The sequence below is a fragment of the Mesorhizobium sp. f-mel genome (assembly GCF_053850215.1).
In genome coordinates, this window is record NZ_JBSPTO010000006.1 from 58,985 (window position 1) to 84,827 (window position 25,843).

A 25,843-nucleotide genomic window follows, 5' to 3' on the forward strand; every position below is an offset into this window, starting at 1 on the left:
TCTTATTTGTCGGTGATGATCTTGACCTTGTCGCCGGCGGACACTGCTGCACCGGGCGACATCGCGTTGAGCACCCTGAACAGGTCCAGCTTGCGATCGACGCCGACCATCTGCGCGGCGAGCGACCCCATGGTCTGTCCGGGCCGCACCGTGACAACGCGGATATGCAGCGGCTTCAGCGCCGCTTTCTCGGTTGCGCTCAAGATACGGAAGGAGCCGCTGACCGAGCGCGCCACGGCATCCAGCGAGGTGCTGGCGGAAGGTGCCGCGGTCAACAGCCGGTAGACCTGACCGCCGGCGCGGATCACCGCGATGTCGAACTGCCAGCCCTCGGCGCTGGCATGCGCCGTCGCCGCCTCGTTGCCATTGATCGTTTCCTGGCGCACGCTGCTTTCGTCGAGACCGGCCACCCAGCCACTGCGGATGTAGTCGGTCAGCGAGCGGCTCTTGTCGATCGAAACGCCGTCGAAGCGGATCGCTATGTCGCCTGGCCCGGTTGCCGTCACCGCCGCGGCCGAGTTGTCGATGATGAAGCCGTCGGGCACCGAGAACGACACGCCGAGCCCTGGATGCAGGAAGGTTTCGCCACGCACATAGCCTTCCTCCGGTGTGTCGCCGTAGAGCAGGCCGTCTATGCCGGCGAGGAAGGCGTCGCGGTCGCGCGTGCCGACGCCGGGCGCACCGAACTGGCGGGCATGACGCTGCGCCAGATCGATGCGTTGCGGCGTGTTGGGATGCGTCGCCAGGAAGTCGAGGCTGGCGTCGGTGGCGCCGCTGATAGAGCGGAAATCGGTGTAGGCCGACATGGACTGCAGGAAGCGGCCGGCGGCAAAGGGATCGAAGCCCGCCTCGCCGATCGACTTGATGCCGATGCCGTCGGCCTCAAGCTCCTGATTGCGCGAGAACTGGGCAAGCCGCAGCTTGCCGCGGATCAGTGCCGCCTTGGCGGTCGGGCTGTCGCCGAGCACATCCGAGACGACCTTGGTTGCAAACCCCTCCTCAGCCTCGAGCTGCTGGCGCTGCAAGCCGTGGTTTGCAGTGACGTGGCCCATCTCATGCGCGATGACCGCGGCGAGCTCGGCCGAATCGTTGGCCAGCGCCAACAGGCCGCGCGTGATGTAGAGATAGCCGCCCGGCAGCGCGAAAGCATTGACGTTGGGCGAATTGAGGATGGTGATGCGGTAGGTCTGGGTCGGGTTGGCGGACACCACGGTCAGGCTGCCGACGACCTTGGCGACCATGCGTTCGAGCTTGGGATCGGAATACTCGCCGCCATAGGTGGCGAGGATGCGCGGGTGCTGCGCCTTCGCCATTTCGGCGAGCTTGCTGTTGGCGGCGACATTGTCGACCGTGATCGGTTTGTTGGAAGGCTGGAAGCCGGATTCCTGAACGTCCGGAGGCGTGAACATCTGGCAGCTTGCCAGCGCCATGGCAAAGCCGGCCAGCGCGAGGAAGCGCGCCAGCGGTTTCCTTCTCACTCTGTCGGTGCCGGTCGGCAGAACAGCTTCCTTTCAGGTCTCAGCACATGGCCCCGAAAATCGGGCATCGATTTTCAGAAAGGATCATACGCACAATCAAACTGCCACAGCGTCCTTCGCGCCCACGAGCACGCATGACACCGAAGTGGCAAATCACAACCTATGCCGGACCAGTATCGGAGGACCTAGCCACACTACTTTGACCATGGCAAGCAAGCACCACATCGCCTGAAGCCGGTTTGGCCGTAAATTATGTCCGCTTCCGGGCAACATCTCGTGATCCCGCGCCAAACGGACCTGCACCGATATAGTGCCGGAAGGCTTCCGGTCCAGCTTTGGTAAAAAAATCGGCGACAGTCCCGGTTGCGGCAACCGTGGCATTGTCCAGGAACACCATGTCCTGGCCGATACGGTGGGCGTCCTCCGGCTGATGCGTGACGAACAGCACCGTCATGCGCCGCTCTGCATGAACGTCGGCTACCAGATCGAGCATGTCGTCGCGCAAGGCCGGTCCGAGCGAGGCGAACGGTTCGTCGAGCAAGAGCACCGGCCGGTCGCGCACCAGGACGCGGGCGAGCGCGACGCGTTGCCGCTCGCCACCGGAGAGTTCGCGCGGCAGGCGCTGTTGCTTGCCGGCAAGGCCGACGCGCTTGAGCGCCGCGGCGACCGCAGCGTGGTCGGCCTCGGTCAGCCTGAGCGACGGCGAGCGGCCAAGGCCGACATTTCGTTCGACCGAAAGATGGGCAAAGAGATTGTTTTCCTGGAACACCATCGACACCGGCCGCGCCGAAGGCGGTTTGGCGCCGAAATCGGCGCCGCCGATCAGCACGCGGCCCGATCGCGGCGTCTCGAAGCCGGCCACCAGATTGAGCAGTGTCGATTTTCCCGAACCGCTCGGCCCCATGATGGCGGTGATCTTCGAGGCGGCGAACTCGACATCGAACAAAAACGGCGCTTCGCCATAGCTGAACGAGACCTTTTCCAGCCGCACAGCCGTACCGCTTTCGCTGTTGAGCGTCATGATTTTTCTCCCCGTCCCAGCCAGTCCGCGGCCAGGACAAGCGCCAGACAGACCAGGCCGAGCAGCAATGCCAGGCCTGCCGCGTCCATAGTGCGGTAGCTGCCCATGCGCGACAGCAAGAGATAAGGCAGCGTCTGCAGGGAGTCGCTGCCGAACAGGGCAATGACGCCGAGATCGCCGAGCGACAAAGCCATCGCGAACGCGAAACCGGTGGCGAGAGGCCGCCGCAGCGACGGCCAGTCGACCAGCCGGAACCGGTCCCAGCCCGAAATGCCAAGCAGTAAACAGAGCCGTTCGTGGCGTTCGCTCGCCGCATCATAGCCGGGGCGAATGGCGCGGATGGCAAACGGCATCGCCATCACCGCGTTGACGGCGACGACCATGACAGGGGCGATGGCAAAGACATCGCTGAAAATACGCAGGAGAAGGAACCAGCCGGCGCCGATTACGATGGGCGGCACAACGAGGACGAAGCCGGCGCCGGTATCGGTGGCGTATTCGAGCAACGTCTTGGCGTCGACGCGACGCCTCAAGGCCAGCGCCCGTCGTGCCATGACGAGCGACAGCGACAGCGCCACTGAAAGCAGCGCCGCCAGCAAGGCGAGCACGGCGCTGGTCAGCGTTGCCTGCCGCACCGCGCGCTCGGCCGCCAGCCGGCCGAGATCGGCGCCAAGGCCTGACGTCACCGTGGCCGCCATCGGCCCGGCGACGAACAGCAATGCCAGAACGATCAATGCTGCGTTCAGCACGGTCTCGGCCGTACCAGCCGAAAGATACCGGCGCGGTGCCACCGGCAGGTTGGCGTCGCCCACGGTGTTGGCGCCAAGCCGCATCAATGCAAGCACCACGATGAAGGTCAGCGCGATCTGCAGCAGTGTCAGCGTCACCGCGCGGGCAGGATCGAAATCGAAACGCAGCGCCTGATAGATGGCGACCTCCAGTGTCGTCGCGCCCGGCCCGCCGCCCAGCGTGAGCACGATGGTAAAGGATGTGATGCAGAGCATGAAGACAAGCCCGGCGACGCCTGGCAGTGCCGCACGCAGCGTCGGCCATTCGATCAACCGGAATGCGGGCCTGGCGCCCATGCCGAGCTGGCTCGCCAGCCGCCACTGGTCGGCCGGCACCGTCGCCAGCGCCTCGAGGAACAGCCGCGTCGCCAGCGGCAGATTGAAGAAGACATGGGCTACGAGGATGCCGGACAGGCCGTATATGCCCGGCCAGCCCTGACCGCCAATCGCGGTGAGCACGCCGGCGAAATAGCCGGCACGGCCATAGAGAGCCAGAATGCCGAGTGCGGCGACGATGGCCGGCAGCGCAAGCGGCACGGCGAAAAGCTGCAGGATCAAGGCACGACCAAAGAAGCGCGGATGCCGCGACAGCGCCCGCGCAACGAACAGCGCCGGCACGACGGAAAGCAGTGTCGACAGCAAAGCCTGCCACAGCGTGAAACGGGCGACACGGAAGAGGTAGGAATCGAAAGTCGACGCGGCGCCGGTCGGGTTGCGTGTAGCTTCAAGGATGAGCCCGGCGAACGCAGCGCCGATCAGCAGCGCAACAGCGGCAAGCGCGATGGTGCCGGCGGTGACGCGGGGATCGGCAGGATATCCGATATGCATCCCGCCCTGCCTGGTTCAACGATCGTCGAAGCAGAAAATATGGCTGAGGCCGAGTTCCCGCCCACCCCCCTCTGTCCTGCCGGACATCTCCCCCTCAAGGGGGGAGATTGGCAGCTTTACCCTCGCCTCAATCTTTCGACTGTTGCGATTGGCGAAAGCGGAAGTGACATCCGATCTCCCCCCTTGAGGGGGAGATGTCCGGCAGGACAGAGGGGGGCGCCGTAGAGTGATCATCTTTCAATCACAGCTACTTGCTCATCACCGACAGCCACTCGTCGACCCAGGCCTTGCGGTTGGCGGCGACCTCTTCGGGGCTGAACAGCAAAGTCTTGGTCGGCTTGACGAGCTTGTCGAAGGCCGGATTGAGCGGCTTGTCAGTTTTGCCGGCAGGAAACATCCAGTTGGTCTCGGGGATGACATCCTGAAATTTCGGCCCGGTCATAAAAGTCAAGAACTGTTTCGCCAACGGGTTCTTCGCACCCGTGGTGGTTATGCCGGCAACCTCGATCTGCAGATACTCGCCCTCCTCGAAGGACGCCGCCTGATAGCGTTCGGTGTTTTCGGCGACCATGTGATAGGCCGGCGACGTGGTATAGGACAGCACCATCGGCGCCTCACCCTTGGTGAACAGGCCATAGGCCTCGCTCCAGCCCGGCGTCACGGTGAGCACCTTTGCCTTAAGCTTGGCCCAGGCTTCCGGCGCCTTGTCGCCATAGACCGACCTCACCCACAACAGCAGGCCGAGACCGGGCGTCGAGGTGCGCGGATCCTGGATAACGATCTTCTCATCGGCATTGCCCTCGACCAATTCCTTCAGGCTCTTCGGCGGGGTCTTTAGCTTTTCGGTGTCGTAGACGACGGCGAAATAGCCATAGTCGAACGGCACGAAAATATTGTCGCTCCAGCCACCCGGCACATTGACGTCGATGACGACGCCATGCGGCGAAAACAGGCCGGTGGCCTTGGCTTCGGCCGTCAGATTGGTGTCCAGGCCAAGCACGATGTCGGCCTTGGTTGCGGCGCCTTCCAGCTTGACGCGGTTGAGCAGGGCGACGCCGTCGGCGACCGCGACGAATTCGAGAGTACAGCCGCATTCGGCCTCGAAGGCCTTCTTCACCGCCGGGCCTGGACCCCAGTCGGCGGTGAAGCTCTCATAGGTATAGACGGTGAGTTTTTCCTGCGCGGATGCCGGCCCGATGCCGGCGAGAACGGCCGCCGCAAGCAGCATTGCCGAAACAAGAGTGTATAAAAACGTGCGCATCGGCGCCTCCTTCGTTCACGTTGAAAGGAATTGAGGCGTCGGGCTGTCCGAAACGTCTAATCCCTCCGCCGGTACAAACCGGATCAGGTTCAGCGGGTTGGCATGGTTGCCTCTCAGCTGGTCCGCGAAGATCGCGTCCAGCACCCCGTTAGAGCGTTTCGACACATAGGCCCGGCCCAGGTGTGGCGCAAGCGGAAGTTTGCCGGGCATCCGGAACGCGGCCTTCCGTTTCGCAAGCAGGGCTGGTAAGGGCCACGCATATGAGCAAATTCACCATCCTGCTTGGCGGCGATCTTATCCGCACGCCGCTGCTCGACCGCCAGGTCGCTGGCACGCGTGTCATCGCCGCCGACGCCGGCATGAGCCATGCCCGGACGCTGAGCCTGACGCCGGAACTCTGGGTCGGCGACTTCGATTCGGTGCCGGCGGATCTGCCGGACGAGCTGGCCGCCGTGCCCCGCCAGGTGTTTCCGGCAGAAAAGGACAAGACCGACGGCGAACTGGCTATCGCCGCCGCGCTCGAACGCGGCGCGACCAGCCTCGTGCTTGCCGGCGCGTTCGGTGGCAAGCGGGCCGACCACGCCTTCTTGCACCTGGCGCTCAGCGTCCGACTGGCCGAGGCAGGGACGGAGGTGCTTTTGACCAGCGGCGCACAGGAAGGCATTCCCTTGCTTCGCGGAAAGGTCGGCTTCGACTACGCCGATAGCACGCTGTTTTCGATTCTCGGCTTTTCCGACCTTTCCGGCCTGACCGTGACCGGCGCCAAATGGCCGCTTAACCATATCGAGATGGCGTTCGGCTCGTCGCTGACCATTTCCAATGAGGTCAAGGGCCGGCTCGAAATCGCGTTGGGCAGCGGCCGCGCGCTGTTGCTCGCCCACCCACTCCCGCTTACCGAAAGCTGACATGGCGCCGCCACTTCTCAATCTCGACGGGATAAAACTGACTTTCGGTGGCACGCCGCTGCTCGACGGAGCGGAACTGACGGCGTCGGCAGGCGACAAGATCGCTTTGGTCGGCCGCAACGGCTCGGGCAAGTCGACGTTGCTCAAGATCGCTGCGGGATTGATCGAGCCGCAGGACGGCGAGGTGTTCCGCCAGCCTTCGGCGACAGTGCGCTACCTGCCGCAAATGCCCGACATGGATGGTTTCGCCAGCGTCCGCGCCTACGTCGAGGCGGGGCTCGGACCCGCCGACGATCCCTACCGCGCCACCTATCTGATAGAGCATCTCGGCCTGTCCGGCGAGGAACCGCCGAACGATCTCTCCGGCGGCGAGGCGCGCCGTGCTGCCCTTGCCCGCGTCATGGCGCCGGAGCCCGACATTCTCCTCCTTGATGAGCCGACCAACCATCTCGACCTGTCGGTCATCGAGTGGCTGGAGGAGGAGCTTGGCCGCACCTCTTCGGCGCTGATCGTCATCTCGCACGACCGCCGTTTCCTCGAGCGCGTGTCACGCGCCACTGTCTGGCTCGATCGCGGCCAGACCCGCAGGCTCGACAAGGGCTTTGGCCATTTCGAGGAATGGCGTGACAACGTGCTGGAAGAAGAAGAGCGCGAGCAGCACAAGCTTGGCCGCCAGATCGTGCGCGAGGAGCACTGGTTGCGCTACGGCGTGACGGCAAGGCGCAAGCGCAACATGCGCCGGCTCGGCGAACTGCAGACCCTGCGCCAGCGTTTTCGTGGCCATCGCGGCGCCGAGGGTGCGGCGACCATGGTGGCCAGCGACGCCGCCGAATCCGGCAAGCTGGTGATCGAGGCCAAGAACATCGAGAAGAGCTTTGGCGATCTTACCGTGGTCAAGGGCTTCTCGACCCGCATCCAGCGCGGCGATCGTGTCGGCCTCGTCGGCCCGAACGGTGCCGGCAAGACGACGCTGCTGAAGATGCTGACCGGCGAATTGAAGCCGGACTCAGGCTCGGTGCGGCTCGGCACCAATCTGGAGATCGCCACGCTCGACCAGAAGCGCGAGGCGGTCGACCCGGCCGAAACGCTGGCGCAATACCTCACCGACGGGCGCGGCGAGAACCTTGTCATTAATGGCGAGCAGCGCCACGTCGTCTCCTATATGAAGGATTTCCTGTTCAAGCCGGAACAGGCGCGCACGCCGGTCCGCGAGCTTTCGGGCGGCGAGCGGGCGCGGCTGCTGCTCGCCCGTGTGCTGGCGCGGCCGGCAAACCTGCTGGTGCTCGACGAGCCGACCAACGATCTCGACATGGAGACATTGGAACTGCTTCAGGAGCTGGTCGCCGGTTTTGCCGGTACCGTCATCCTGGTCAGCCACGACCGCGATTTCCTCGATCGCACGGTGACCAGCCTGATCGCGCCGAACGGCGGCGGCCGCTGGATCGAATATGCCGGCGGCTATTCCGACATGCTGGCGCAGCGCGGCGGCACCAGGCTGGACAACCGCAAGGCACGGCCGCCAAAGGCGGAGACCAGCGAAGTGGCGGCGGCAGGCACGACCGAAGCAGCTGCGCCGAAGGGTCCAGCAAAGAAACTGTCGTTCAAGCAGAAATTCGCGCTGGAATCACTGCCGAAGAAGATCGAGGCGGTGAACGCCTCGATCTCACGGCTGGAGAACAACATCGCCGACCCGGCCTATTATGAGCGCGACCCGGCCTCATTCCAGAAGACCATCGCCGCGCTCGGTAAGGAGCGCGCCACGCTGGCAGCGCTCGAGGAGGAATGGCTGGAGCTGGAGATGCTGCGCGAGGAGATGGAGGGGTAGGGATTTCATGCGTGTTCTTGTGCGCCTATCTTATGCGCATGAACGGGAGCTGCTCCATGTTTCAATCGACTCCAAAAGGCCAACGAAAATCGGTCAATACCTCCATCGATTCCAGATTGATCGAAGACGCCAAGGCGCTCGGTATTAACATATCTCGCGCCGCCGAGGAGGGTATCGCCAAGGCGATTTCAGCCGAAAAAACGCGCCGGTGGCAGGAAAACAGGGAGACGATCGAGAGCTCTAACGACTATGTCAGGCGCAACGGACTGCCACTGGCCAAGTACCGGCCGTTTTGATGGCGCGTTACGATTTCTACCGGAGAGCTGAAGGCGACGGGTATCTGCTCGACGTTCAGGCTGATCTTCTTAAAAGTCTAAACACAAGGGTTGTCATCCCGTTGATGCCGCCCACAGGCCCCGGTGCCGGGCCGCCGGCTAAACCCGACCTTCACGATCAACGGCAGTGACCATGTCATGGTCACTCAATTCATATCAGCCTTGATGGGCTTCTGAATTGCCTGCTGCCGAAGGAAATCTTTCCAGTCGTCACGACGACATCGTGGCCGCACTCGACATGCTGTTCCAAGGTTTTTGAGCCAAAGGGAGCGTTGAGGCTGGTGAGCCGGCCTCAGCCCGCCGTCTTTGTTTGCCAGGCCTTCAGCGCCTCGTCGAACACCTTCTCGCCGGGAATGCCCTTTTCCATGGTGAGCAGCGCCCGCCGTCCGGTCTTGTAGACGACCGGCACGTCGATCCAGTTCTGCCCCCGGAGCAAGGTCAGATTGGCGTCTTCGTCCGCCTTGGTGTCGTTGAGAGCGACCAGGAAGAAGCCGTCGGCGATCTTGGCCGGGATGCCGATCAGCGGGCTCCCGGCATCCTGTTCAGAGCCCTTCATGGCGACGCGCAGGATATTGTCGACGCCGCCGCCGTCGAAACCATCGGGCGTCAGGAAGATCATCTCGATAATGTGGCTGGCCGGCAGCGTCTGGTCGGTGTTGCGGCGGATGGTCATGCGCAGCTGCACGTCCTTGCCCGGAATGCTCGCTTCGGCGCGGATTGCCGGCTCGGGCGGCAGATTGCCGCCGGGCGATTCCTGCACCAGCGACCAGACGATGCTGCCGGGCTCGGCCGAGCCTTGGGCGGTGCTGGTACGCTCCTCGTAGAAGATTGCCTTTTGGCCGACCGCCAGCGCGGTTTCCGCAGGCGCGGCTGTCGGCGCGGCCGGCGCAGCACCCGGGGCCGGCGCTGCCGGGGCGGCTGCGCTATCGGTCGGCGCCGCCGGCGCCGGCGTTGCTTCATCGGCAGGCGGTGTTGTGGGGGCAGCGCCCGGCGTGGCGGGCGCACTCGTGGCTGGCGTATCGCCGGCCGGCGCTGTAGGCGCAGGTGCGGCCGGCGGCGGTGTGGTCAGTGCTGCGACGGATTCGCCCTCTCCGATACCGCTTTGTCCTGAAGCGGGGCCGGGATCGACCTCACCGCCCTCCGGTGTCAGCCGCTGGGTGAACTTTGTGCCCTCGGCATCCGTTGGAGCCGCTGCGGCCGGGGGCCTTGCCGCTGCCTCGTTAGCCGGCTCGGCCGGGGTCGGCTTCACCAACGGTTCTATGGTTGCAACAGTCGTGCTGTTGAGACCCATCATGTTGCTGAACGCGTCCTTGTTCAGCCACACGCCGTAGCCGCCGCCGGCGACGACGAGCAAAGCGACGACAGCGGCGATCAGCCCGCCATAGCTGCGCTTGCGCTCGGCAGGACGCAGACGCTGAAAGGTGTCCGGCGCCGGCTCCTCGTCGTTGGGAAAGACATCGTCTCGAAACGTATCGCTCTTCTCGTCCGCCGCCGGAAAATCCGCGTCCGAAGGCACCGCATCGGTGCGCTCTGGCGGAGAAGCAACGGATGGCGGTTTTTGCCAATTCGGCGCGGCTTTGGCGGCAGGCGCCGGCTGCCATGTCGGCTCGGTCTTTGCCGGTTGCCATGCCGGCTCGGCCTTTGCCGGCTGCCGGACATGGCTGGGTTGGTTCTTGTTGCGGTCGATGGAGGAGAAGATATCCTCCAGCTCCGACAGCGGATCGGATGCCGGCGCAGGCTTGGCGTACTCCCGCTCGACGCTGGCGATGGCGTCCTCCAGGGTGCGCTTATGCTGGGCAACAACCGAAGGCGCCAGCGGCGGTATGTTCTTGGCCAGCTTGTCCGCGATCGTCGAACGGGCCTTGTCATAGACCCTCGCGCGTATCTCCGGCGTCGGGTTGTCGAGTTTATCGAGCGTCTTTTTCAGAGCACCAACAAAATCTGCCATGCTTCAGTTGACCTGCATTTCGTTTCTGGGCCGGCCCCCGCAAATCGGCCGCGATGCCCGGAACGGCTGAGAATCTAGTCTTGAAACGGATCGGTCACAAGTATTGTGTCGTCCCGTTCAGGGCTGGTGGAAAGGAGTGCGACCGGCGCGCCGATCAGCTCCTCGATGTGACGAACATATTTGACTGCCTGGGCCGGCAGATCGTTCCAGCTTCTGGCGCCGGCGGTGGTGCCTTTCCAGCCCTCCAGCGTCTCGTAGACTGGTTCGACGCGCCCCTGCGCACCCTGGCTGGCCGGTAGATAATCGATCGCCTCGCCATCGAGACGGTAGCCGGTGCAGACCTTAATCTCGTCCAGCCCGTCGAGCACGTCGAGCTTGGTCAGCGCAATGCCCTTGATGCCGTTGACGGCCACGGCCTGACGAACCAGCACGGCATCGAACCAGCCGCAGCGGCGCTTGCGGCCGGTGACGACGCCGAACTCATGGCCACGCGTGCCCAGGAACTCGCCGATCTCGTTCTTCTGTTCGGTCGGAAACGGACCTTCGCCGACACGCGTCGTATAGGCCTTGGTGATGCCGAGTACATAGCCGATGGCACCCGGGCCGACGCCGGATCCGGCGGCGGCTTGACCAGCTACCGTGTTGGACGAGGTGACGAACGGATAAGTGCCGTGGTCGATGTCGAGCAGCGTGCCTTGCGCGCCCTCGAACAGGATGCGTTCGCCGGCGCGGCGCTTGTCGTCGAGAATCTTCCAGACACGGTCCATATAGGGCAGGATCTCGTCGGCGACCGAAATCAGCTCACTCATGATTGCGTCATGCGTGACTTCGGCGTGGCCGAGCCCACGGCGCAGCGCATTGTGGTGCGTCAGCAGCCTGTCGACCTTCAAGGGCAGCGTTTCCAAATCCGCCAAATCCATTACCCTGACCGCGCGCCGGCCCACCTTATCCTCGTAGGCGGGGCCGATGCCACGACGGGTCGTGCCGATCTTCGTCCCGGAATTGGTGGCGGCGTCTTCGCGGAATCCGTCCAGCTCCCGGTGCAAGGACAGGATAAGCGCGGTGTTTTCGGCTATTTTCAGGCGCTCCGGCGTCACCTCGACGCCTTGCGCCTTCAATTTCGCCACTTCCGCGACGAAGGCGTGCGGATCGAAGACGACGCCATTGCCGATGATGGACAGCTTGCCTTGCCGCACCACCCCGGACGGCAGCAGCGACAGCTTGTAGACCTTGCCGTCGACGACCAGCGTATGGCCGGCATTGTGGCCGCCCTGGAAGCGTACGACGACGTCGGCGCGTTCCGACAGCCAGTCCACGATCTTGCCTTTGCCCTCGTCGCCCCATTGCGAGCCGACGACCACCACATTGGCCATGTTTCTTTTCCCTTGAGGCGCCGCTCGGAGCGGCTTGAAATAGTTCGAAACGACAGGCTTCTATCGCATAGGCCCGAAAATCGGAATCGATTTTCGGAAAGCACGATGCGAACATTCAAGCCTTGAGACGCGTACTTTGTCCGTCCAGTGGACGCACGTCGCTCTATAACGTCAAGACCGGGCGAGCGCGACCATTCTTTACCGCCGAAAGCGCCCTCAGGCACAACAATTTTCGCCTTTGACATCATTTACTTGGGCGAACCACCACAATAGGTCGGCAAAAGACCCTTCGCCTGCCCTCCCGGCCGGAAATTTTAGCTATGCATCGAACCGCCTATCTGTTCCTGCTGTTCACCACCTTGCTGTGGGGCGGCAACTCCGTGGCCGGCAAGCTGGCGGTCGACCACATCTCGCCGATGACGCTGGTCTTCCTGCGCTGGGTTCTGGCCGTTCTGATCATGCTGCCGCTCGGCTGGCGAACGCTGCGCGAGGACTGGCCGGTGGTGCGCAAGCATTGGTTGCTGCTTGGCGGGCTCGGCGCTTGCGGCTTCACCTTCTTCAACGCGATCTTCTACACGGCGCTCAACTACACGACGGCGATCAACGTCTCGATCGAGCAGGCGGCGATACCGATCGTGATCATCCTCGCCAATTTCGTGCTGTTTCGCCTGCGTGTGAACCGGGTGCAGATCGCCGGCGTCGTGCTGACGATTGTCGGTGTCGCCCTGACAGCCAGCCATGGCGATCTGCGCCAGCTTCTCAAGCTGGATCTCAACTTCGGCGACGCCATAATGCTGATCGCGGTGCTTTGCTACAGCTTCTACTCGGTCGGGCTGCGGCTGAAGCCGGCTATACGCTGGCAAAGCCTGATGCTGGCGCTGTCGATTGCCGCACTTGTCACCTCGCTGCCTTTCTTCCTGTGGGAAGTGGCCGCCGGCAAGGTCATCGTGCCCGATGCGCGCGGCTGGGCGATAGCGTTCTACACCGCGATCGGTGCCTCAGTCGTCTCGCAGATCTTTTACATCAGGGGCAACGAACTGATCGGCGCCAACCGGGCTGGCCTGTTCATCAACCTGGTGCCGATCTTCGGCACGCTCCTGTCGGTGTTGATCGTCGGTGAGACATTCCAGCTCTATCAGGGACTGGCCCTGGTGCTGGTGCTTGGCGGTATCAGCCTTGCCGAATACAGCGGAAGGAAGATGGCGATTTAGCCGGCAAATATTCGACGCCGCATGGGGACGGTGCAATCCAGAGCCTGTCAGCCACATTGTCGAAGCGCCCCGCGTGCTTGTAGAGCACGCGGGGCGCGCGGGCATTATTCAGGCGCCCACATCGAAATGCAGCCGCTTGGCGGAGTCGATCGACTTGTGCGCCCGCACCTGTTCCAGCACGTTTTCCGGGAACGGCGCATCGAGATAAAGCAGTGCAATGGCATCGCCGCCAGGCCGGTTGCGGCCGAGCTGGAAGTTGGCGATGTTGACGCCGTTCTCGCCGCAGACCGTGCCGAGCAGGCCGATGATGCCGGGCGCATCGGCATTCGTCGTGTAGAGCATGTGCTGGCCGACCTCGGCGTCGAGGTTGATGCCCTTGATCTGGATGAAGCGCGGCTTGCCGTCCGAGAAGCAGGTGCCGGCGATCGAACGCGTCCTATGCTCGGTCTTGACCGTCAGCTTGATGTAGCCGTCGAACACGCCGGATTTGTCGCGCTTGACCTCGGCGACGATGATGCCGCGCTCCTTCACCATGATCGGCGCCGACACCATGTTAACGTCGGAGACCTGCGGCCGGATCAGCCCGGCAAGAGTGGCGCTGATCAGCGCGCGCGTGTTCATCGTCGCGGTCGAGCCGTCGAACAGTATCTCGACCTCCTTGATCGGATCCTCGGTGACCTGGCCGACAAAGGCGCCGAGCACTTCGGCAAGCTTAACGAAAGGCTTCAGGCGCGGCGCTTCTTCAGCGGTGATCGACGGCATGTTGATGGCGTTGGAAACAGCGCCCTTGATCAGATAGTCGGCCATCTGCTCGGCGACCTGCAGGGCGACATTCTCCTGCGCCTCCATCGTCGACGCACCGAGATGCGGCGTCGCCACCACGTGCTCCATGCCGAACAGCTCACTTTTCTCCGCCGGCTCTACCTCGAACACATCGATGCCAGCGCCCGCCACCTTGCCGCTTTTCAACGCCGCGATCAGGTCGGCCTCGACGATCAGCCCGCCACGGGCGCAGTTGATGATGCGCACGCCGGTCTTCATTTTGGCGATCGCCGCGGCGTCGATGATGTTGCGCGTCTTGTCGGTCAATGGCGTGTGCAGAGTGATGAAATCGGCGCGGGTGAACAGCTCGTCCAGTTCGACCTTCTCGACGCCGAGCTCCTCGGCGCGGCTGTCCGACAGGAACGGGTCGAAGGCGATGACATGCATCTTCAGGCCGACGCCGCGTGTGGCCACGATCGAGCCGATATTGCCGCAGCCGATAATGCCCAGCGTCTTGCCGGTGATCTCGATGCCCATGAAGCGGTTCTTTTCCCATTTGCCGGCATGGGTCGAGGCATTGGCTTCCGGTATCTGGCGGGCCAGCGCGAAGATCATGGCGACGGCATGCTCGGCGGTGGTGATCGAATTGCCGAACGGCGTGTTCATGACGATGATGCCCTTGCGGCTCGCCGCCGGGATGTCGACATTGTCGACGCCAATGCCGGCGCGGCCGACCACCTTGAGCCTGGTGGCCGCGTTGATCAGCTTTTCGGTGACTTTGGTCGCCGAACGGATGGCGAGGCCGTCATACTGGCCGATCACTTCGAGCAGCTTTTCCTTGTCCTTGCCGAGGTCGGGCAGGTAGTCGACGTCGATGCCGCGATCCCTAAAGATCTGAACGGCGGTGGTGGAGAGTTTGTCTGAGACGAGAACGCGGGGCGCCATGGCGGCCTCCTTCAAATGAGATTTGATCCGTTTGGGAATGGGCGGCCCCGAGGGCCGCCACGGGAAACTCAGGCAGCCGCCTTGAGCGACGCCTTTTGTGCGGCAAAGGCCCAGTCGAGCCACGGCAGCAGCGCTTCGAGGTCGGAGGTCTCGACCGTCGCGCCGCACCAGATGCGCAGGCCGGGCGGCGCATCGCGATAGGCGCCGATATCGTAGGCGACGCCTTCCTTGTCGAGCGTCGAGACGATCCCCTTGGCGAACGCCGCTTGTCCGTCGGCATCAAGCGCGGCGACATCCGGGTCGGTGAAGGAAAGACAGACGGACGTGTTCGACCGCGTCGCCGGGTCGGTGGCCAGATGGCCGAGCCATGCGGATCTGTCGACGAAACCGTCGATAACGGCGGCATTGGCGTCGGCGCGGGCAATCAATGCGTCGAGGCCTCCGATCGACTTCGCCCAACGCAGCGCGTCGAGATAGTCCTCGACGCACAGCATCGATGGCGTGTTGATGGTCTCGCCCTTGAAGATGCCTTCGATGAGCTTGCCGCCCGAGGTGAGGCGAAAGATTTTCGGCAGCGGCCAGGCGGGCTTGTAGCTTTCCAGCCGCTCGACGGCGCGCGGGCTGAGGATCAGCATGCCGTGCGCACCTTCGCCGCCCAGCACCTTTTGCCAGGAGAAGGTGACGACATCGAGCTTCTGGAAATCGAGCTTTTGCGCAAAGGCCGCCGACGTCGCGTCGCAGATGGTCAGGCCCTTGCGGCTGGCCGGAATGAACTCGCCGTTCGGCACACGCACGCCTGATGTCGTGCCGTTCCAGGTGAAGACCACATCGCGGTCAAAGTCGATTTTTGTCAGATCCGGCAGCGCGCCGTAACCGGCTTCGATCCTGCGAACGTCGGCAAGCTTCAGCTGCTTGACCACGTCGGTGACCCAGCCGGAACCGAAACTCTCCCAGGCGACCATGTCGACGCCGCGCTCGCCGAGCAGCGACCACAGCGCCATCTCGACCGCGCCGGTATCCGACGCCGGCACAATGCCGATGCGATAGTCTGCCGGAACCTGGAGGACCTCTCGCGTCAGCTCGATCGCCTGTTCGAGCTTGGTCTTGCCGATCTTGGCGCGGTGCGAGCGTCCGAGCGCGGCATTGGTCAGCGCATCGACCGACCAGCCGGGACGTTTTGCACAGGGACCTGAGGAAAAATTGGGATTTGCCGGACGGAGTCCGGGCTTCGTACGCGTCGTCATCGTGGTCTATCCTTCCAGATAGTGGCCCCTCGTTGGGGAGGGGTGGCCCACGGATGGCGATATGCGTTCAGGCGTCAGGCGTCAAGGGGAAAGTTTTTGTCGCTGGCAGGATACTGATCACCTGTGAAGAGAATGTCGTGGGCCTCGAAAACGAGGGCGGACCCGAAGATCCGCCGTCTTGATTGTCGCCCGCGCAGCTCCTACCAGAGGTCGTAGCGCAACCCGAGCTTAACCTGATGATTGCTGATCCCTTTGTCGATCGGATAGGAATTTAGACTCTCGGCAGTCGCATATTCGGCGTCGGGCGCGGAAAAATACTGATAGCCCAGATCGACGGAAACATTCTTGGACACTTGATAGGCAAGGCCCGCATTAAGCGTATAGGCAAAGGAATACTGGGTCTTGTCGTCCTGCAGAACAAAATCGTCGGTAGGGTCATTGTTGTCGGTGAAATAGCTCGCCGAAAGCTTGCGATTGCTCTGGACGATTCCGATACCCGCGCCGAGATAGGGCGTGATCCCGACATATGTGCCAAGATCGACATAGCCATTGAGCATGCCCGAGAAGGCGTAGTTCTTCAGGGACGCTGCTGCCACGGTCGTTCCGTCATCATAGCCGACGCCGATCTTGTTGCCGGGCAGATAGCCGAAATTGAGATCGGCCCGCAGATAGTCGTTGAAATGATAGCCGAAGCCGATGCTGGCAAAGATCGGATCCTCATTGTCGCTGAAGCTCGCCGGTGTGAAGGCGAAGTCCTCATCTTCGAAACTCTTTTCCGGCAAATAAGCGACATCGCCCCGCAGATACCATCCCGAACCGACTTCGACCGGCACATAGTCCGGCGCCTGGTCGACATAGATCGGCGGATCGTAGTCGGCGCCAAGCGCTTGAGACAGCGGCATCAGGGCGATTGCTGCAAGCGCCAGCGCTATGCGCGATTTGAATGTCATGATCCCTGGCTCCCGAAGGTGGCGCCATTCGCGATCGCGAGCGCCGTTTCAGAGCATTGTTAACCATAGTGGTTAAGTGGCGGTTAAGGATAACAGCACGTTAGCGATTTGATTTTGATGCGCTTTCCTGACTCAAACGAAAACCGCCCGGCTTTCGCCGGGCGGTCCGCAACCCTGCTCTCGAAGCGATTACTTGGTGTAGACCGGTTCGGGTTCGTAGGCGATCGGCTCCGGCTGGGCGCAGCCCGAGTTGCCGAACTGGTAGCGCAGGCCGCCGCGCACTTCGTGCACATTGATGCCTTTGTCATGGCCCGGACCGACGCCACTGGCGAAGTCGAACATCTTACCGCCTTCGATATGGCTGTAGCGGTAGCCGACATCGAGCTTGACACGATCGGTCAGGCAGTAGGATGCGCCCGCCATGGCGGCATAGGCAAAACGCCAGCCTTTGCCGCCGCTATGCTCAAACGAACCGTCCTCAGTGACGTTATGCAGCGTATCCCACTTGACCCAGGCACCGCCGATGCCGGCGCCGACATACGGCGTGATGCCATGCCAGGTGCCGATATCGACATAGGCGTTGGCGAGAAGCAGCAGCGCCGTATAGGACGAGGTGTCGGTCGAAGTGCAGGGATCTCCATCGAGGCAGATGCCGCTGGTCGAGCCGCGGAAATCGGATTTGCTCATCCAGTCCGCGGTCAGGTCGGTGCGAAAATGCTGGTTGATCTGATAACCGACGCCGGCGCCGGCCGAGAAGGCGCCCTCCAGCTTGCCGCTGTCAAAGCGGCCGGTGCCTGGATCCGGCCCGTAGGTGATGTAGTCGCCGCCGCGGAACTTCGACCAGTGGTAGTCGATGTCGCCGCGAATGTACCAGCCGCCATATTCGACCGGCTGCTCGTAGACGGGCGGCGGCGGGGCCGGCTCGACCACGGGCGGCTCGACGAAGTCGGCGGCGAACACTGGTCCGGCCACGCCCGCGAGCAGCGCGGCAAAGAGGGCCATTCTTGCTGTATTGAACATGCTTGTCACCCCTGAGAACCCTCGGCACAGCGAACGCGTCCGAATCTGATTGGCTTCAGTCGTGGATAATGAATTGGAAAAGTTAAAACGCGTTTAACCGTATCGCTTAACCATGTACCTCTAAATCTTTCAGAGTTTTCGCGTCATTTCTGCGGAGAATTTGCGTGCAAGCCAACGAAAAAAGCCCGCCGGAGGCGGGCTTTCAAACTGGCAAAAGCTGCAGGATCAGGCGGCGCTGCGCGTTTCCGAAATGACCTCGACGATATCGTTGACGACGGCCTCGACCAGTTGCTGATCGTCGCCTTCCGCCATGACGCGGATGAGCGGTTCCGTGCCGGATGGCCGGATGACCAGGCGCCCGGCCTTGCCCAGGCGGTGCCGTCCATCTTCGATCGCCGCCTTGACCAGGGCTTCCTCGAGCGGCTTGCCGCCGGAAATGTGGACGTTCTTCAGCAGCTGCGGCACCGGCGCAAACTTCTTCGACAGTTCGCTGACCGGCCGGTTCTGCCGCTTGATGCAGGCGAGCACCTGGAGCGCCGAGACGAGGCCGTCGCCGGTGGTGGAAAAATCGGACAGCACGATGTGGCCCGACTGTTCGCCGCCGACATTCAGGCCGTGCGCACGCATGTGCTCGACGACATAGCGGTCGCCGACCTTGGTGCGGTGCAACTGCAGGTTCATGTCGCCGAGGAAGCGTTCGAGGCCGAGATTGGACATCACCGTCGAGACGATGCCACCTCCGGCCAGCCGTCCGCTCTGATGCCAGGACTCGGCGATCAGCGCCATGATCTGATCGCCATCGACGATCGCGCCGTTCTCGTCGACGATGACGACGCGGTCGGCATCGCCGTCGAGCGCGATGCCGATATCGGCGCGCACTTCGTGGACCTTCTTCTGCAGGCCGGCCGGATGGGTCGAGCCGCACTCCTTGTTGATGTTGAAGCCATTGGGCTCGACATTGATAGCGACGACCTCGGCGCCGAGTTCCCACAGCGCCTCGGGCGCCACCTTGTATGCGGCGCCGTTGGCGCAATCGACGACAATGCGGAGGCCCGAAAGCGACATCGAGCGCGGCAGCGTGCGCTTGGCGAATTCGATGTAGCGGTCGTGGACGCCGTCGACGCGCTTGGCGCGGCCGAGCCCGTCCGAATCGGCGAGCGCCAGGTCGATATCCTTGTCGAGCATCCCCTCAATTCGCTCCTCGATCTCATCGGAGAGCTTGTAGCCATCTGGGCCGAACAGCTTGATACCGTTGTCGTAGTAGGGATTGTGCGAGGCCGAGATCATCACGCCGATGTCGGCGCGCAATGAGCGCACCAGCATGGCGACCGCGGGCGTCGGAATCGGGCCGAGCAGGAACACGTCCATGCCGGCGGCGCACAGACCCGACACCATCGCATTCTCGATCATGTAACCGGAAAGCCTGGTGTCCTTGCCGAGCACGACGCGGTGGCGATGGTTGCCGCGCTGGAACGAAAGGCCGGCGGCCATGCCGACCCTCATGGCGACCTCCGCCGTCATTGGAAACCTGTTGGCGCGCCCGCGAATGCCGTCCGTACCGAAATAACTTCCTGCCATGCTAGCCAGCTTCCCGATGGTTCTTTTCCGGCACGTCATGCCATAAATTGGCCCGAGCCCTATCATCACAATGCATGATTATAGGTCACCAATCCTTAGAAAATTGTTGTTTTGTGTGTTTTGTGTCACGCTCGTGCGTGGATTTTCAGGTTTCCTGCCTGGTTGCGGCAGCAGCGTTCAGGAACTTCAGACTGCATCTGGATTCTTTGTTGTCTCAGTCAGTAGGCACTGAATTCGCAATCCGCGGGTCGAGTGGCCCTGGATCGGGCATTCAGTTGCGCCGCAGCGGCGACACTCGATCGAACCCGCCATGTCAGGCAGTCCCTCACTGTGGGCCGCTCTATGCGCGCTTTCCGTGCAAAAGCGCTCGGGAAAATCTACCTGGCGGACAGGAGCTGGCTACGACTTTATCGAAATAATGCACTTTCCGACAGCTTTTACGCCGTTTAGCCTCTGGCGCAACCAGCCGTTGAGTGCTACTGCTTGCTTGGTACATATCGTGAACATCGGAGGGAGAAGACGCATGCTCATCCATCGACTTGCCACTTTGACGGGTCTCGCCGTCGTGACTTTATTCCTGACGGCGCCCGCCAATGCGCTGACCATGACTGAATGCAGCACCAAGTATAACGCGGCAAAGGACGCCGGAACACTTGGCGGGCAGAACTGGAACCAGTTCCGCAAGGCAGAATGCGGTACCGACGCCGCCGACGCCACGCCAGCCGCAGCGGACAGCACCAGCGCTGCAATTACCGACGCGGCACCGGGCCTGACGGCGGAAGAATGCAGCACCAAATACCAGGCTGCAAAGGCCGCCGGCACGCTGAACGGCACGAAGTTGAGTGACTTCCGCAAGAGCGAATGCGCCGCCGGCGCCAGCGCGACGGTGGAACCCGCCGCAGCGACGACCAAGGCAGCGGCGACTGCCAACGCGGGCAACGGCCTCAGCAGGGCGGATTGCAGCGCCAAGTATCAGGCGGCCAAGACCGGCAACACGCTGAACGGCATGAAGTGGAACGACTTCCGCATGAGCCAGTGCGGTGCCGGGGGTTCCGACGACGACACCATGCCGGCAGCCGATCAGGCAAGCCTCACCAGCCACCCGGAAACGCCGACCGTCACCGCTCCCCAGGGTGTGACGTTTCCGAAGGCGATCTCCACCAAGTATAGCAGCGAAACCCCGGCGAAGGGCCGCATGCACACCTGCCGCGACCAGTACCACGCCAACAAGGAGGCCGATACGCTGGGTGGCCTCAAGTGGATCCAGAAGGGTGGCGGCTTCTACAGCCTTTGCAATGCCGCGCTGAAGAGCTGATCGGCAGTAACACCTGAAGACAGGAAGGCCCGCCAACCGCAAGGTTCGCGGGCCTTCCTGTTGCCGGCGATAAATTGTGCCGGCAGTGCTGAAGGTTCGTAAAAGCGGAGGTGACGGCCGGTCTCCCCCTTGCGGGGCCCGTGCGGGGGAGACCGGCCCTCATCACGGCCTCCGCAAACCTTCAGCGTCTACCTCCCATGTGGAGAAGTCCCCGGCACCGGGTGAAGCGATGGAGTTCTCAGGCCGCGACCGACTGTTGGCAGCCCTCCAATGAAAACGCCGCGATCAACACCGCGGCGATTTTCGAAATCAATCTCCTGGGCCGGACCCTAGCTTGACGGCTGAGGCTCCATGCCGCCTTCGGGCTCCGGGCCCTTCTTGCGGCGGCTGCCGGACTTCGGCACGGCCGAGCCACGGCTCGGTGGCGTGTCGTCGCCGAGATCGCGGGCGGGCTTGTGGCCGGCGATCAGCTGCTTGATCTCCTCGCCGGACAGCGTCTCATATTCCAACAGACCCTGCGCCAGCGCGATCCATTCCTTCTTCTTCTTGGTCAGGATGGATTTCGCCGTCGAATAGGCCTCGTCGATCAGCCGGCGCACTTCGGCGTCGATGATCTGCGCCGTCTCTTCCGAGACGTTCTGCGTGCGCGCCACCGAATGGCCGAGGAAGACCTCTTCCTGGTTATCGCCATAGGCGACATGGCCGAGCTTGTCGGAGAAGCCCCAGCGCGTGACCATGGCGCGCGCCAGCTTGGTTGCCTGCTCGATGTCCGAGGAGGCGCCCGAGGTGATGTTCTCCTTGCCGAACTTGAACTCCTCGGCGACGCGGCCACCCATCATGATGGCGAGGCGCGAGATCATGTATTTGTAGCTCATCGAATAACGGTCGCCTTCCGGCAGCTGCATGACCATGCCAAGCGCCCGGCCGCGCGGGATGATTGTCGCCTTGTGCAGCGGATCGGCCGACGGCACGTTCAGCGCCAGGATGGCGTGGCCGGCCTCGTGATAGGCGGTGAGTTCCTTCTCGGCCTGGGTCATCGCCGACGAGCGGCGTTCGGCGCCCATCATGATCTTGTCCTTGGCGTCCTCGAACTCGGCCATGGTGACAAGGCGCTTGTTACGCCGCGCCGCCATCAGGGCGGATTCGTTGACGAGGTTCATCAGGTCGGCGCCGGAAAAGCCCGGCGTGCCGCGTGCGATCACCTTGAGGTCGACATTGGGCGCCAGCGGCACGTTGCGCACATGCACCTTCAGGATCTTCTCGCGGCCGACGATGTCCGGATTCGGCACCACCACCTGTCGGTCGAAACGGCCGGGCCTGAGCAGCGCCGGATCGAGCACGTCCGGGCGGTTGGTGGCGGCGATCAGGATGATGCTTTCATTGGATTCGAAGCCGTCCATTTCGACCAGCAACTGGTTCAGCGTCTGCTCGCGCTCGTCGTTGCCGCCGCCGAGGCCGGCGCCGCGATGGCGGCCGACCGCGTCGATTTCGTCGATGAAGATGATGCAGGGCGCATTCTTCTTAGCCTGGTCGAACATGTCGCGGACGCGGCTGGCGCCAACGCCGACGAACATCTCGACAAAATCCGAGCCGGAAATGGTGAAGAACGGCACGTTGGCCTCACCGGCGACCGAACGGGCAAGCAGCGTCTTGCCGGTCCCGGGAGGGCCGACGAGCAGCACGCCGCGCGGGATCTTGCCGCCAAGCCGCTGGAACTTCTGCGGATCACGCAGGAATTCGACGATCTCTTCAAGATCTTGCTTGGCTTCGTCGACGCCGGCGACGTCCTGGAAGGTGACGCGGCCATGCGCTTCGGTCAAAAGCTTGGCCTTCGACTTGCCGAAACCCATGGCGCGGCCGGAGCCGGATTGCATCTGGCGCATGAAGAATATCCAGACGCCAAGGATGAGGATCATCGGCAGCCAGGAGATGAGATAGCCGAACAGCGAATTGGAACCGTCGGATTCGGGGCGCGCGTTGATGGTGACGTTCTTGTCCTGGAGTCTCGAAACCAGCGACGGATCCCCCGGCGAATAGGTCTGGAAGCCGGTAGAGGTGTCGGTATACGTGCCCGAGATGCGGGCACCCGCTATGGTCACCGTCTTGACCCGGCCGGCCGCGACATCCTGCAGGAACTGCGAATAGGGGACATCGCTCGCTGCTCCGCGCGTCTGCGGCGTCTGGAACAGATTGAAGAGAGCGATGAGCAGGACCGCTATGATCGCCCAGAGCGCGAGATTGCGATAATTCGGATTCATCAATTGTCCCGTTGGTGTCCGCTGGCGGACACGCGTCGTGAGAGGAAACTTGGGTCTAACATAGGGATGGCGCCTTCCCTTGCCAAGCAGAACAGCATGTCGCGGTTAAGCTTTCGCCCACGATCAACCGGCAGTGTGGCCGCTAAAAGGCGCGGCAGGAAGAAGCGGCGCGCCGATCAGCGCGGCGACCGTTCCGGCCGGCGCCAGGTCGAAGGACGGCAGGAAGCGGGCAAAGGGCGCGACCACCGGGCATACCGCCATTCCCGGCAAGACCGGGCTGTCCTGCGCCGAACCGAGGCATTCGCCAAGAAGTTCACTTGCGCGCCACAGCACCGGCTCGGCCGCTAGGGCCGCGCGGACAAGGCTTGGCGGCGTGCCGTCGTCGGCAATTGGCCGTTTTGCGGCACGAGCCGCACCGAGCGGCGCGATCAAAAGTGCACCTGGTTCGTCGTCCAATGTGATCCTCCAGCGGCCGTCCCAGAGGGCATTGTCCACGGCAGGAGCAGCGGGCGGCAGGTTGCGGGTTTCGCGACGCAGGAAGATGCCGGCACGCCGTGCATCGACCACCGTCCGCGACAATGTGGCGCAAAACGGGGTCGCGAAAAATGGGGTTGTGCCAGATGGTCCGGCCCTCAGCCGATCGAGCAGCGCCTTGCTGCGAACCTGGTCGGGCAGAAAGGCAACGCCGCCGACAGTCGCCAGCAGGATGCGCAGCGCATAGACGGCCGCCGCCTCGTCGCCGGCCGTCGCAAAGCCCGGATCGAGACGGATAAGGCCGGCGGTGGGCCTGCTGGCAAAGCCGCGGATCAGCGCGGCCGCGCGATGGCCAAGCTGTTCGCGCTCCACCGCAGCCCGCGCGGCCAGCGCCGCCGCGTCTTCCACGCGTTGGGTACCATTGCGGTCGGCAAGTGCCGCGCGGATACGCGGCCTCTCGAAAGCCTCGTCTTCATTGGTCGGGTCTTCGACCCAGCCGACATTCGCGCGCTGCAGGACTTCGCGCAGCGCCGCCCGCCGTGTGCCGAGAAGCGGCCGTGCGATCCAGATCCGCCAGTCGTAAAGAGTCGCGGGCGCCATGCCGGCGAGACCTCGCCCATCTTGGCGTGCCCCATCCTCGCGTGCTTTCCGCATCAGCACGGTCTCGGCCTGGTCGTCAGCAGTGTGGCCGGTCAGGATCAGGCCGATACCTTCCGCCTGCGCTGCCTCGGCCAGCAGCCGGTAGCGTGCCTCTCGCGCGGCAGCCGGCAGGCCGGTCGACGGCTTGCGCCTGGACCAGACCAGGGTGCGGTGGGCAATGCCGCGCCCGACGCAAAGCCTGGCCACGGCTTGCGCTTCCGCTGCCGAGCCCGGCCGCAGGCCGTGATCGATCGTCACAGCCAGCAATTTCGTTGCGGGCGCGGTACGGTCGAGGTGATCTTTGAGGAGAAGGAGAAGGGCGGTCGAGTCGCTGCCGCCGGACACGGCCGCAACAGCGCCGTTGGTAAAGTCGATCTGCGAAAAAACCGAAGGGTCAGGCTCGGTTTCTAGCGTCAGCACGCCGCGAGCGCCCTTTCCTGCTTGACGCGTTCCTTGAGCGTGTCGGAAACGTTGGGATAGCGCTTACCGATCTCGCCGAAAGTGGCGCAGGCCACGTCGCGCTGATTCAATCCGACCAGCGAGACACCGAGCTTCAGCAGCATGTCGGGAGCCTTCTTGGCCTTCGGATAGTCCTTGCTGGCGGCGAGGAAAGTCTCGGCCGCGTCGCGGTATTTCTGCTGGCCGAGCAGCGACTCACCCAGCCAGTAATGCGCGTCCGCCGCCTTGGCGTTCTTGGGGAAGCGGGCGATGTGGTCGCGAAAACCCTGTTCGGCAGTGCTGTAGTCGCCCGACAGGATGAATTGGTAGGCGTTGCGGTAAAGCTCCTCGGGGTCGTCGGTGGCGGGCAGCGCCGCGACCACCGTGTCGTCGGACTTGCCGGCCTGCGTGTCAGCACCTTTGTCACCGGGGGCTTGGTCGCTGGTGGCAGGGGCAGTGTTCTGCGCCGGTGCATGTGCCTGCGTGTTGCCGTCGGCCTCGACCACGTTGCCGTTCTTGTCGACGGTGATGGTGCCGAACGTCTTCGGCGGCGTGCCCGGGATCACCGTGCCGGGTTCGCCTGTAGGCGATTCGACGATGACCTCCCCGCTCTGTCCGCCGGCGGGCGGTGTGCCCGCATCGGTGGGCGCGTGCGTCGCCGGAGCCTCGGCGACGCTGCTGTCGGTGTTGGTGGTGGCGTCCGACTTTTTCTGCTCCGCTGGTTGCTGCGCGCCTTGCGAACCGCCTTCCAACTGCTGGAAGCGGAACTCGTTGTCTTCCTGCTGCTTGCGGATCTGCTCCTGCATCTGCAGCACCTGGAAGTTGAGCTCCTCAATCTTGCCGTTCATCTGGCGCAGCTGTTCCTCCAGCGCCGTAGTGCCGGTGCCATCCTGGGCGAATTGAACCTGATCCGGTTTCTTTCTTTCGCCGAAAACGCCGGGCAAGTTGATCTTCGGCAAATGGAAGGAAAAGCCGCCTTTCGGCGGTTGTTGCTCGTTGCCGCTTGCCCCCGTACCGCCACCAAGTGCGGCGACGCTTGATACGAGCAGCAGCGCAAGCGTGCCGCTCAAGACCGATCTGAAATGCATGTGCCTCTCGCCGTGAAATTGTTTGCCTGTTGCATGCCTTCCGATCGGAGTGGGACCGTCAGGCGCCTCGGCTCTTAGCAGGACGCAGGACTTCGGCCAAATTTTGTTTCAAGTCCCATATACGGGCGCCGGACATGAAAAAGGCGGCCGCGGCCGCCT

General features: G+C 63.2%; 20 protein-coding genes and 1 riboswitch. Of the genes, 6 read left to right on the top strand and 14 right to left on the bottom strand.

Annotation, left to right across the window (positions count from 1 at the left end):
* Positions 1-2 precede the first annotated feature (2 nt).
* From ACWUKX_RS10735 to thiB, 4 genes are all read right to left on the bottom strand, one after another.
* Positions 3-1,430 carry a M48 family metalloprotease gene (locus ACWUKX_RS10735; protein WP_065011346.1) on the bottom strand — a complete coding sequence of 476 codons (1,428 nt, stop codon included), beginning with the start codon at positions 1,428-1,430 and terminating at the stop codon, positions 3-5.
* A 298-nt stretch (positions 1,431-1,728) separates the two neighbouring features.
* Positions 1,729-2,499, bottom strand: a complete 771-nt coding sequence (gene thiQ / locus ACWUKX_RS10740; protein WP_128340996.1) for a thiamine ABC transporter ATP-binding protein — start codon at positions 2,497-2,499, stop codon at positions 1,729-1,731.
* Complete coding sequence (thiP, locus tag ACWUKX_RS10745; RefSeq protein ID WP_456006538.1) at positions 2,496-4,115, bottom strand: thiamine/thiamine pyrophosphate ABC transporter permease; 1,620 nt, start codon at positions 4,113-4,115, stop codon at positions 2,496-2,498. Before thiP ends, thiQ begins: the two co-directional genes overlap by 4 nt.
* Before the next feature lie 247 nt (positions 4,116-4,362).
* Positions 4,363-5,376 carry a thiamine ABC transporter substrate binding subunit gene (thiB, locus tag ACWUKX_RS10750; RefSeq protein ID WP_455838578.1) on the bottom strand — a complete coding sequence of 338 codons (1,014 nt, stop codon included), beginning with the start codon at positions 5,374-5,376 and terminating at the stop codon, positions 4,363-4,365.
* Positions 5,377-5,419: 43 nt separating this feature from the next.
* Positions 5,420-5,534: riboswitch (TPP riboswitch) on the bottom strand.
* Between the two features lie 102 nt (positions 5,535-5,636).
* On the opposite strand from thiB, the gene ACWUKX_RS10755 reads away from it, so the two are divergent.
* From ACWUKX_RS10755 to ACWUKX_RS10770, 4 genes are read left to right on the top strand one after another with little or no spacing between them, the layout of a single operon-like run.
* Positions 5,637-6,281: a thiamine diphosphokinase gene (locus ACWUKX_RS10755; RefSeq protein WP_456006540.1), complete on the top strand. Its 645-nt coding sequence runs from the start codon at positions 5,637-5,639 to the stop codon at positions 6,279-6,281.
* Position 6,282: 1 nt separating this feature from the next.
* Positions 6,283-8,106: an ABC-F family ATP-binding cassette domain-containing protein gene (locus ACWUKX_RS10760; RefSeq protein WP_456006542.1), complete on the top strand. Its 1,824-nt coding sequence runs from the start codon at positions 6,283-6,285 to the stop codon at positions 8,104-8,106.
* 56 nt (positions 8,107-8,162) lie between these two features.
* A complete protein-coding gene (locus ACWUKX_RS10765; RefSeq protein ID WP_456006544.1) occupies positions 8,163-8,402 on the top strand; it encodes a type II toxin-antitoxin system CcdA family antitoxin in 240 nt (79 codons plus the stop codon).
* Positions 8,402-8,572 (top strand): CcdB family protein, encoded by a 171-nt coding sequence (locus ACWUKX_RS10770; RefSeq protein ID WP_456006546.1) that lies wholly within the window; start codon positions 8,402-8,404, stop codon positions 8,570-8,572. Before ACWUKX_RS10765 ends, ACWUKX_RS10770 begins: the two co-directional genes overlap by 1 nt.
* 161 nt (positions 8,573-8,733) lie before the next feature.
* Here the strand turns inward: ACWUKX_RS10770 and ACWUKX_RS10775 are convergent, their stop codons facing one another.
* Together ACWUKX_RS10775 and ACWUKX_RS10780 are read right to left on the bottom strand one after the other, a co-directional pair.
* Positions 8,734-10,389, bottom strand: a complete 1,656-nt coding sequence (locus ACWUKX_RS10775; RefSeq protein WP_456006548.1) for a hypothetical protein — start codon at positions 10,387-10,389, stop codon at positions 8,734-8,736.
* 74 nt (positions 10,390-10,463) lie between these two features.
* Positions 10,464-11,762: an adenylosuccinate synthase gene (locus ACWUKX_RS10780; RefSeq protein ID WP_455850250.1), complete on the bottom strand. Its 1,299-nt coding sequence runs from the start codon at positions 11,760-11,762 to the stop codon at positions 10,464-10,466.
* A gap of 320 nt (positions 11,763-12,082) precedes the next feature.
* Here ACWUKX_RS10780 and ACWUKX_RS10785 point away from each other — a divergent pair, with 320 nt between their 5' ends.
* Positions 12,083-12,973 carry a DMT family transporter gene (locus ACWUKX_RS10785; protein ID WP_065011268.1) on the top strand — a complete coding sequence of 297 codons (891 nt, stop codon included), beginning with the start codon at positions 12,083-12,085 and terminating at the stop codon, positions 12,971-12,973.
* A gap of 108 nt (positions 12,974-13,081) precedes the next feature.
* Here ACWUKX_RS10785 and serA read toward each other — a convergent pair whose 3' ends face one another.
* From serA to glmM, 5 genes are all read right to left on the bottom strand, one after another.
* Entirely contained in the window at positions 13,082-14,680 is a 1,599-nt protein-coding gene (serA, locus tag ACWUKX_RS10790; RefSeq protein ID WP_127209862.1) for a phosphoglycerate dehydrogenase, read from the bottom strand.
* A gap of 68 nt (positions 14,681-14,748) precedes the next feature.
* On the bottom strand, positions 14,749-15,924 hold the full coding sequence (locus ACWUKX_RS10795) for a phosphoserine transaminase (protein ID WP_456006551.1): 1,176 nt from the start codon (positions 15,922-15,924) through the stop codon (positions 14,749-14,751).
* 200 nt (positions 15,925-16,124) lie between these two features.
* Positions 16,125-16,874, bottom strand: coding sequence for an outer membrane protein (locus tag ACWUKX_RS10800; protein WP_456006553.1), 750 nt, complete (start codon positions 16,872-16,874; stop codon positions 16,125-16,127).
* A gap of 189 nt (positions 16,875-17,063) precedes the next feature.
* Entirely contained in the window at positions 17,064-17,894 is an 831-nt protein-coding gene (locus ACWUKX_RS10805; RefSeq protein WP_065011265.1) for an outer membrane protein, read from the bottom strand.
* Between the two features lie 225 nt (positions 17,895-18,119).
* Complete coding sequence (glmM, locus tag ACWUKX_RS10810; RefSeq protein WP_455850254.1) at positions 18,120-19,472, bottom strand: phosphoglucosamine mutase; 1,353 nt, start codon at positions 19,470-19,472, stop codon at positions 18,120-18,122.
* Positions 19,473-19,995: 523 nt separating this feature from the next.
* Here glmM and ACWUKX_RS10815 point away from each other — a divergent pair.
* On the top strand, positions 19,996-20,787 hold the full coding sequence (locus ACWUKX_RS10815; protein WP_456006555.1) for a hypothetical protein: 792 nt from the start codon (positions 19,996-19,998) through the stop codon (positions 20,785-20,787).
* Positions 20,788-21,116: 329 nt separating this feature from the next.
* Here ACWUKX_RS10815 and ftsH read toward each other — a convergent pair whose 3' ends face one another.
* The 3 genes from ftsH to ybgF all read right to left on the bottom strand — a co-directional run bounded on the left by ftsH (position 21,117) and on the right by ybgF (position 25,684).
* Positions 21,117-23,045, bottom strand: coding sequence for an ATP-dependent zinc metalloprotease FtsH (ftsH, locus tag ACWUKX_RS10820; RefSeq protein ID WP_065011263.1), 1,929 nt, complete (start codon positions 23,043-23,045; stop codon positions 21,117-21,119).
* A gap of 123 nt (positions 23,046-23,168) precedes the next feature.
* On the bottom strand, positions 23,169-24,578 hold the full coding sequence (gene tilS, locus ACWUKX_RS10825; protein ID WP_456006557.1) for a tRNA lysidine(34) synthetase TilS: 1,410 nt from the start codon (positions 24,576-24,578) through the stop codon (positions 23,169-23,171).
* Complete coding sequence (gene ybgF, locus ACWUKX_RS10830) at positions 24,572-25,684, bottom strand: tol-pal system protein YbgF (RefSeq protein WP_456006559.1); 1,113 nt, start codon at positions 25,682-25,684, stop codon at positions 24,572-24,574. The genes tilS and ybgF overlap by 7 nt, the downstream gene beginning before the upstream one ends.
* Positions 25,685-25,843: the final 159 nt, after the last annotated feature.

What these genes read in the sequence shown, in the direction of transcription:
- ACWUKX_RS10800 (WP_456006553.1), bottom strand. Translation starts at nt 16,874, where the DNA reads ATGACATTCAAATCGCGCATAGCGCTGGCGCTTGCAGCAATCGCCCTG.
- ACWUKX_RS10785 (WP_065011268.1), top strand. Translation starts at nt 12,083, where the DNA reads ATGCATCGAACCGCCTATCTGTTCCTGCTGTTCACCACCTTGCTGTGG.
- ACWUKX_RS10815 (WP_456006555.1), top strand. Translation starts at nt 19,996, where the DNA reads ATGCTCATCCATCGACTTGCCACTTTGACGGGTCTCGCCGTCGTGACT.
- ACWUKX_RS10770 (WP_456006546.1), top strand. Translation starts at nt 8,402, where the DNA reads ATGGCGCGTTACGATTTCTACCGGAGAGCTGAAGGCGACGGGTATCTG.
- ACWUKX_RS10780 (WP_455850250.1), bottom strand. Translation starts at nt 11,762, where the DNA reads ATGGCCAATGTGGTGGTCGTCGGCTCGCAATGGGGCGACGAGGGCAAA.
- thiP (WP_456006538.1), bottom strand. Translation starts at nt 4,115, where the DNA reads ATGCATATCGGATATCCTGCCGATCCCCGCGTCACCGCCGGCACCATC.
- ACWUKX_RS10805 (WP_065011265.1), bottom strand. Translation starts at nt 17,894, where the DNA reads ATGTTCAATACAGCAAGAATGGCCCTCTTTGCCGCGCTGCTCGCGGGC.
- glmM (WP_455850254.1), bottom strand. Translation starts at nt 19,472, where the DNA reads ATGGCAGGAAGTTATTTCGGTACGGACGGCATTCGCGGGCGCGCCAAC.
- thiB (WP_455838578.1), bottom strand. Translation starts at nt 5,376, where the DNA reads ATGCGCACGTTTTTATACACTCTTGTTTCGGCAATGCTGCTTGCGGCG.
- ACWUKX_RS10735 (WP_065011346.1), bottom strand. Translation starts at nt 1,430, where the DNA reads ATGGCGCTGGCAAGCTGCCAGATGTTCACGCCTCCGGACGTTCAGGAA.
- ACWUKX_RS10795 (WP_456006551.1), bottom strand. Translation starts at nt 15,924, where the DNA reads ATGACGACGCGTACGAAGCCCGGACTCCGTCCGGCAAATCCCAATTTT.
- ACWUKX_RS10760 (WP_456006542.1), top strand. Translation starts at nt 6,283, where the DNA reads ATGGCGCCGCCACTTCTCAATCTCGACGGGATAAAACTGACTTTCGGT.
- ACWUKX_RS10765 (WP_456006544.1), top strand. Translation starts at nt 8,163, where the DNA reads ATGTTTCAATCGACTCCAAAAGGCCAACGAAAATCGGTCAATACCTCC.
- ftsH (WP_065011263.1), bottom strand. Translation starts at nt 23,045, where the DNA reads ATGAATCCGAATTATCGCAATCTCGCGCTCTGGGCGATCATAGCGGTC.
- ACWUKX_RS10775 (WP_456006548.1), bottom strand. Translation starts at nt 10,389, where the DNA reads ATGGCAGATTTTGTTGGTGCTCTGAAAAAGACGCTCGATAAACTCGAC.
- serA (WP_127209862.1), bottom strand. Translation starts at nt 14,680, where the DNA reads ATGGCGCCCCGCGTTCTCGTCTCAGACAAACTCTCCACCACCGCCGTT.
- ybgF (WP_456006559.1), bottom strand. Translation starts at nt 25,684, where the DNA reads ATGCATTTCAGATCGGTCTTGAGCGGCACGCTTGCGCTGCTGCTCGTA.
- ACWUKX_RS10755 (WP_456006540.1), top strand. Translation starts at nt 5,637, where the DNA reads ATGAGCAAATTCACCATCCTGCTTGGCGGCGATCTTATCCGCACGCCG.
- thiQ (WP_128340996.1), bottom strand. Translation starts at nt 2,499, where the DNA reads ATGACGCTCAACAGCGAAAGCGGTACGGCTGTGCGGCTGGAAAAGGTC.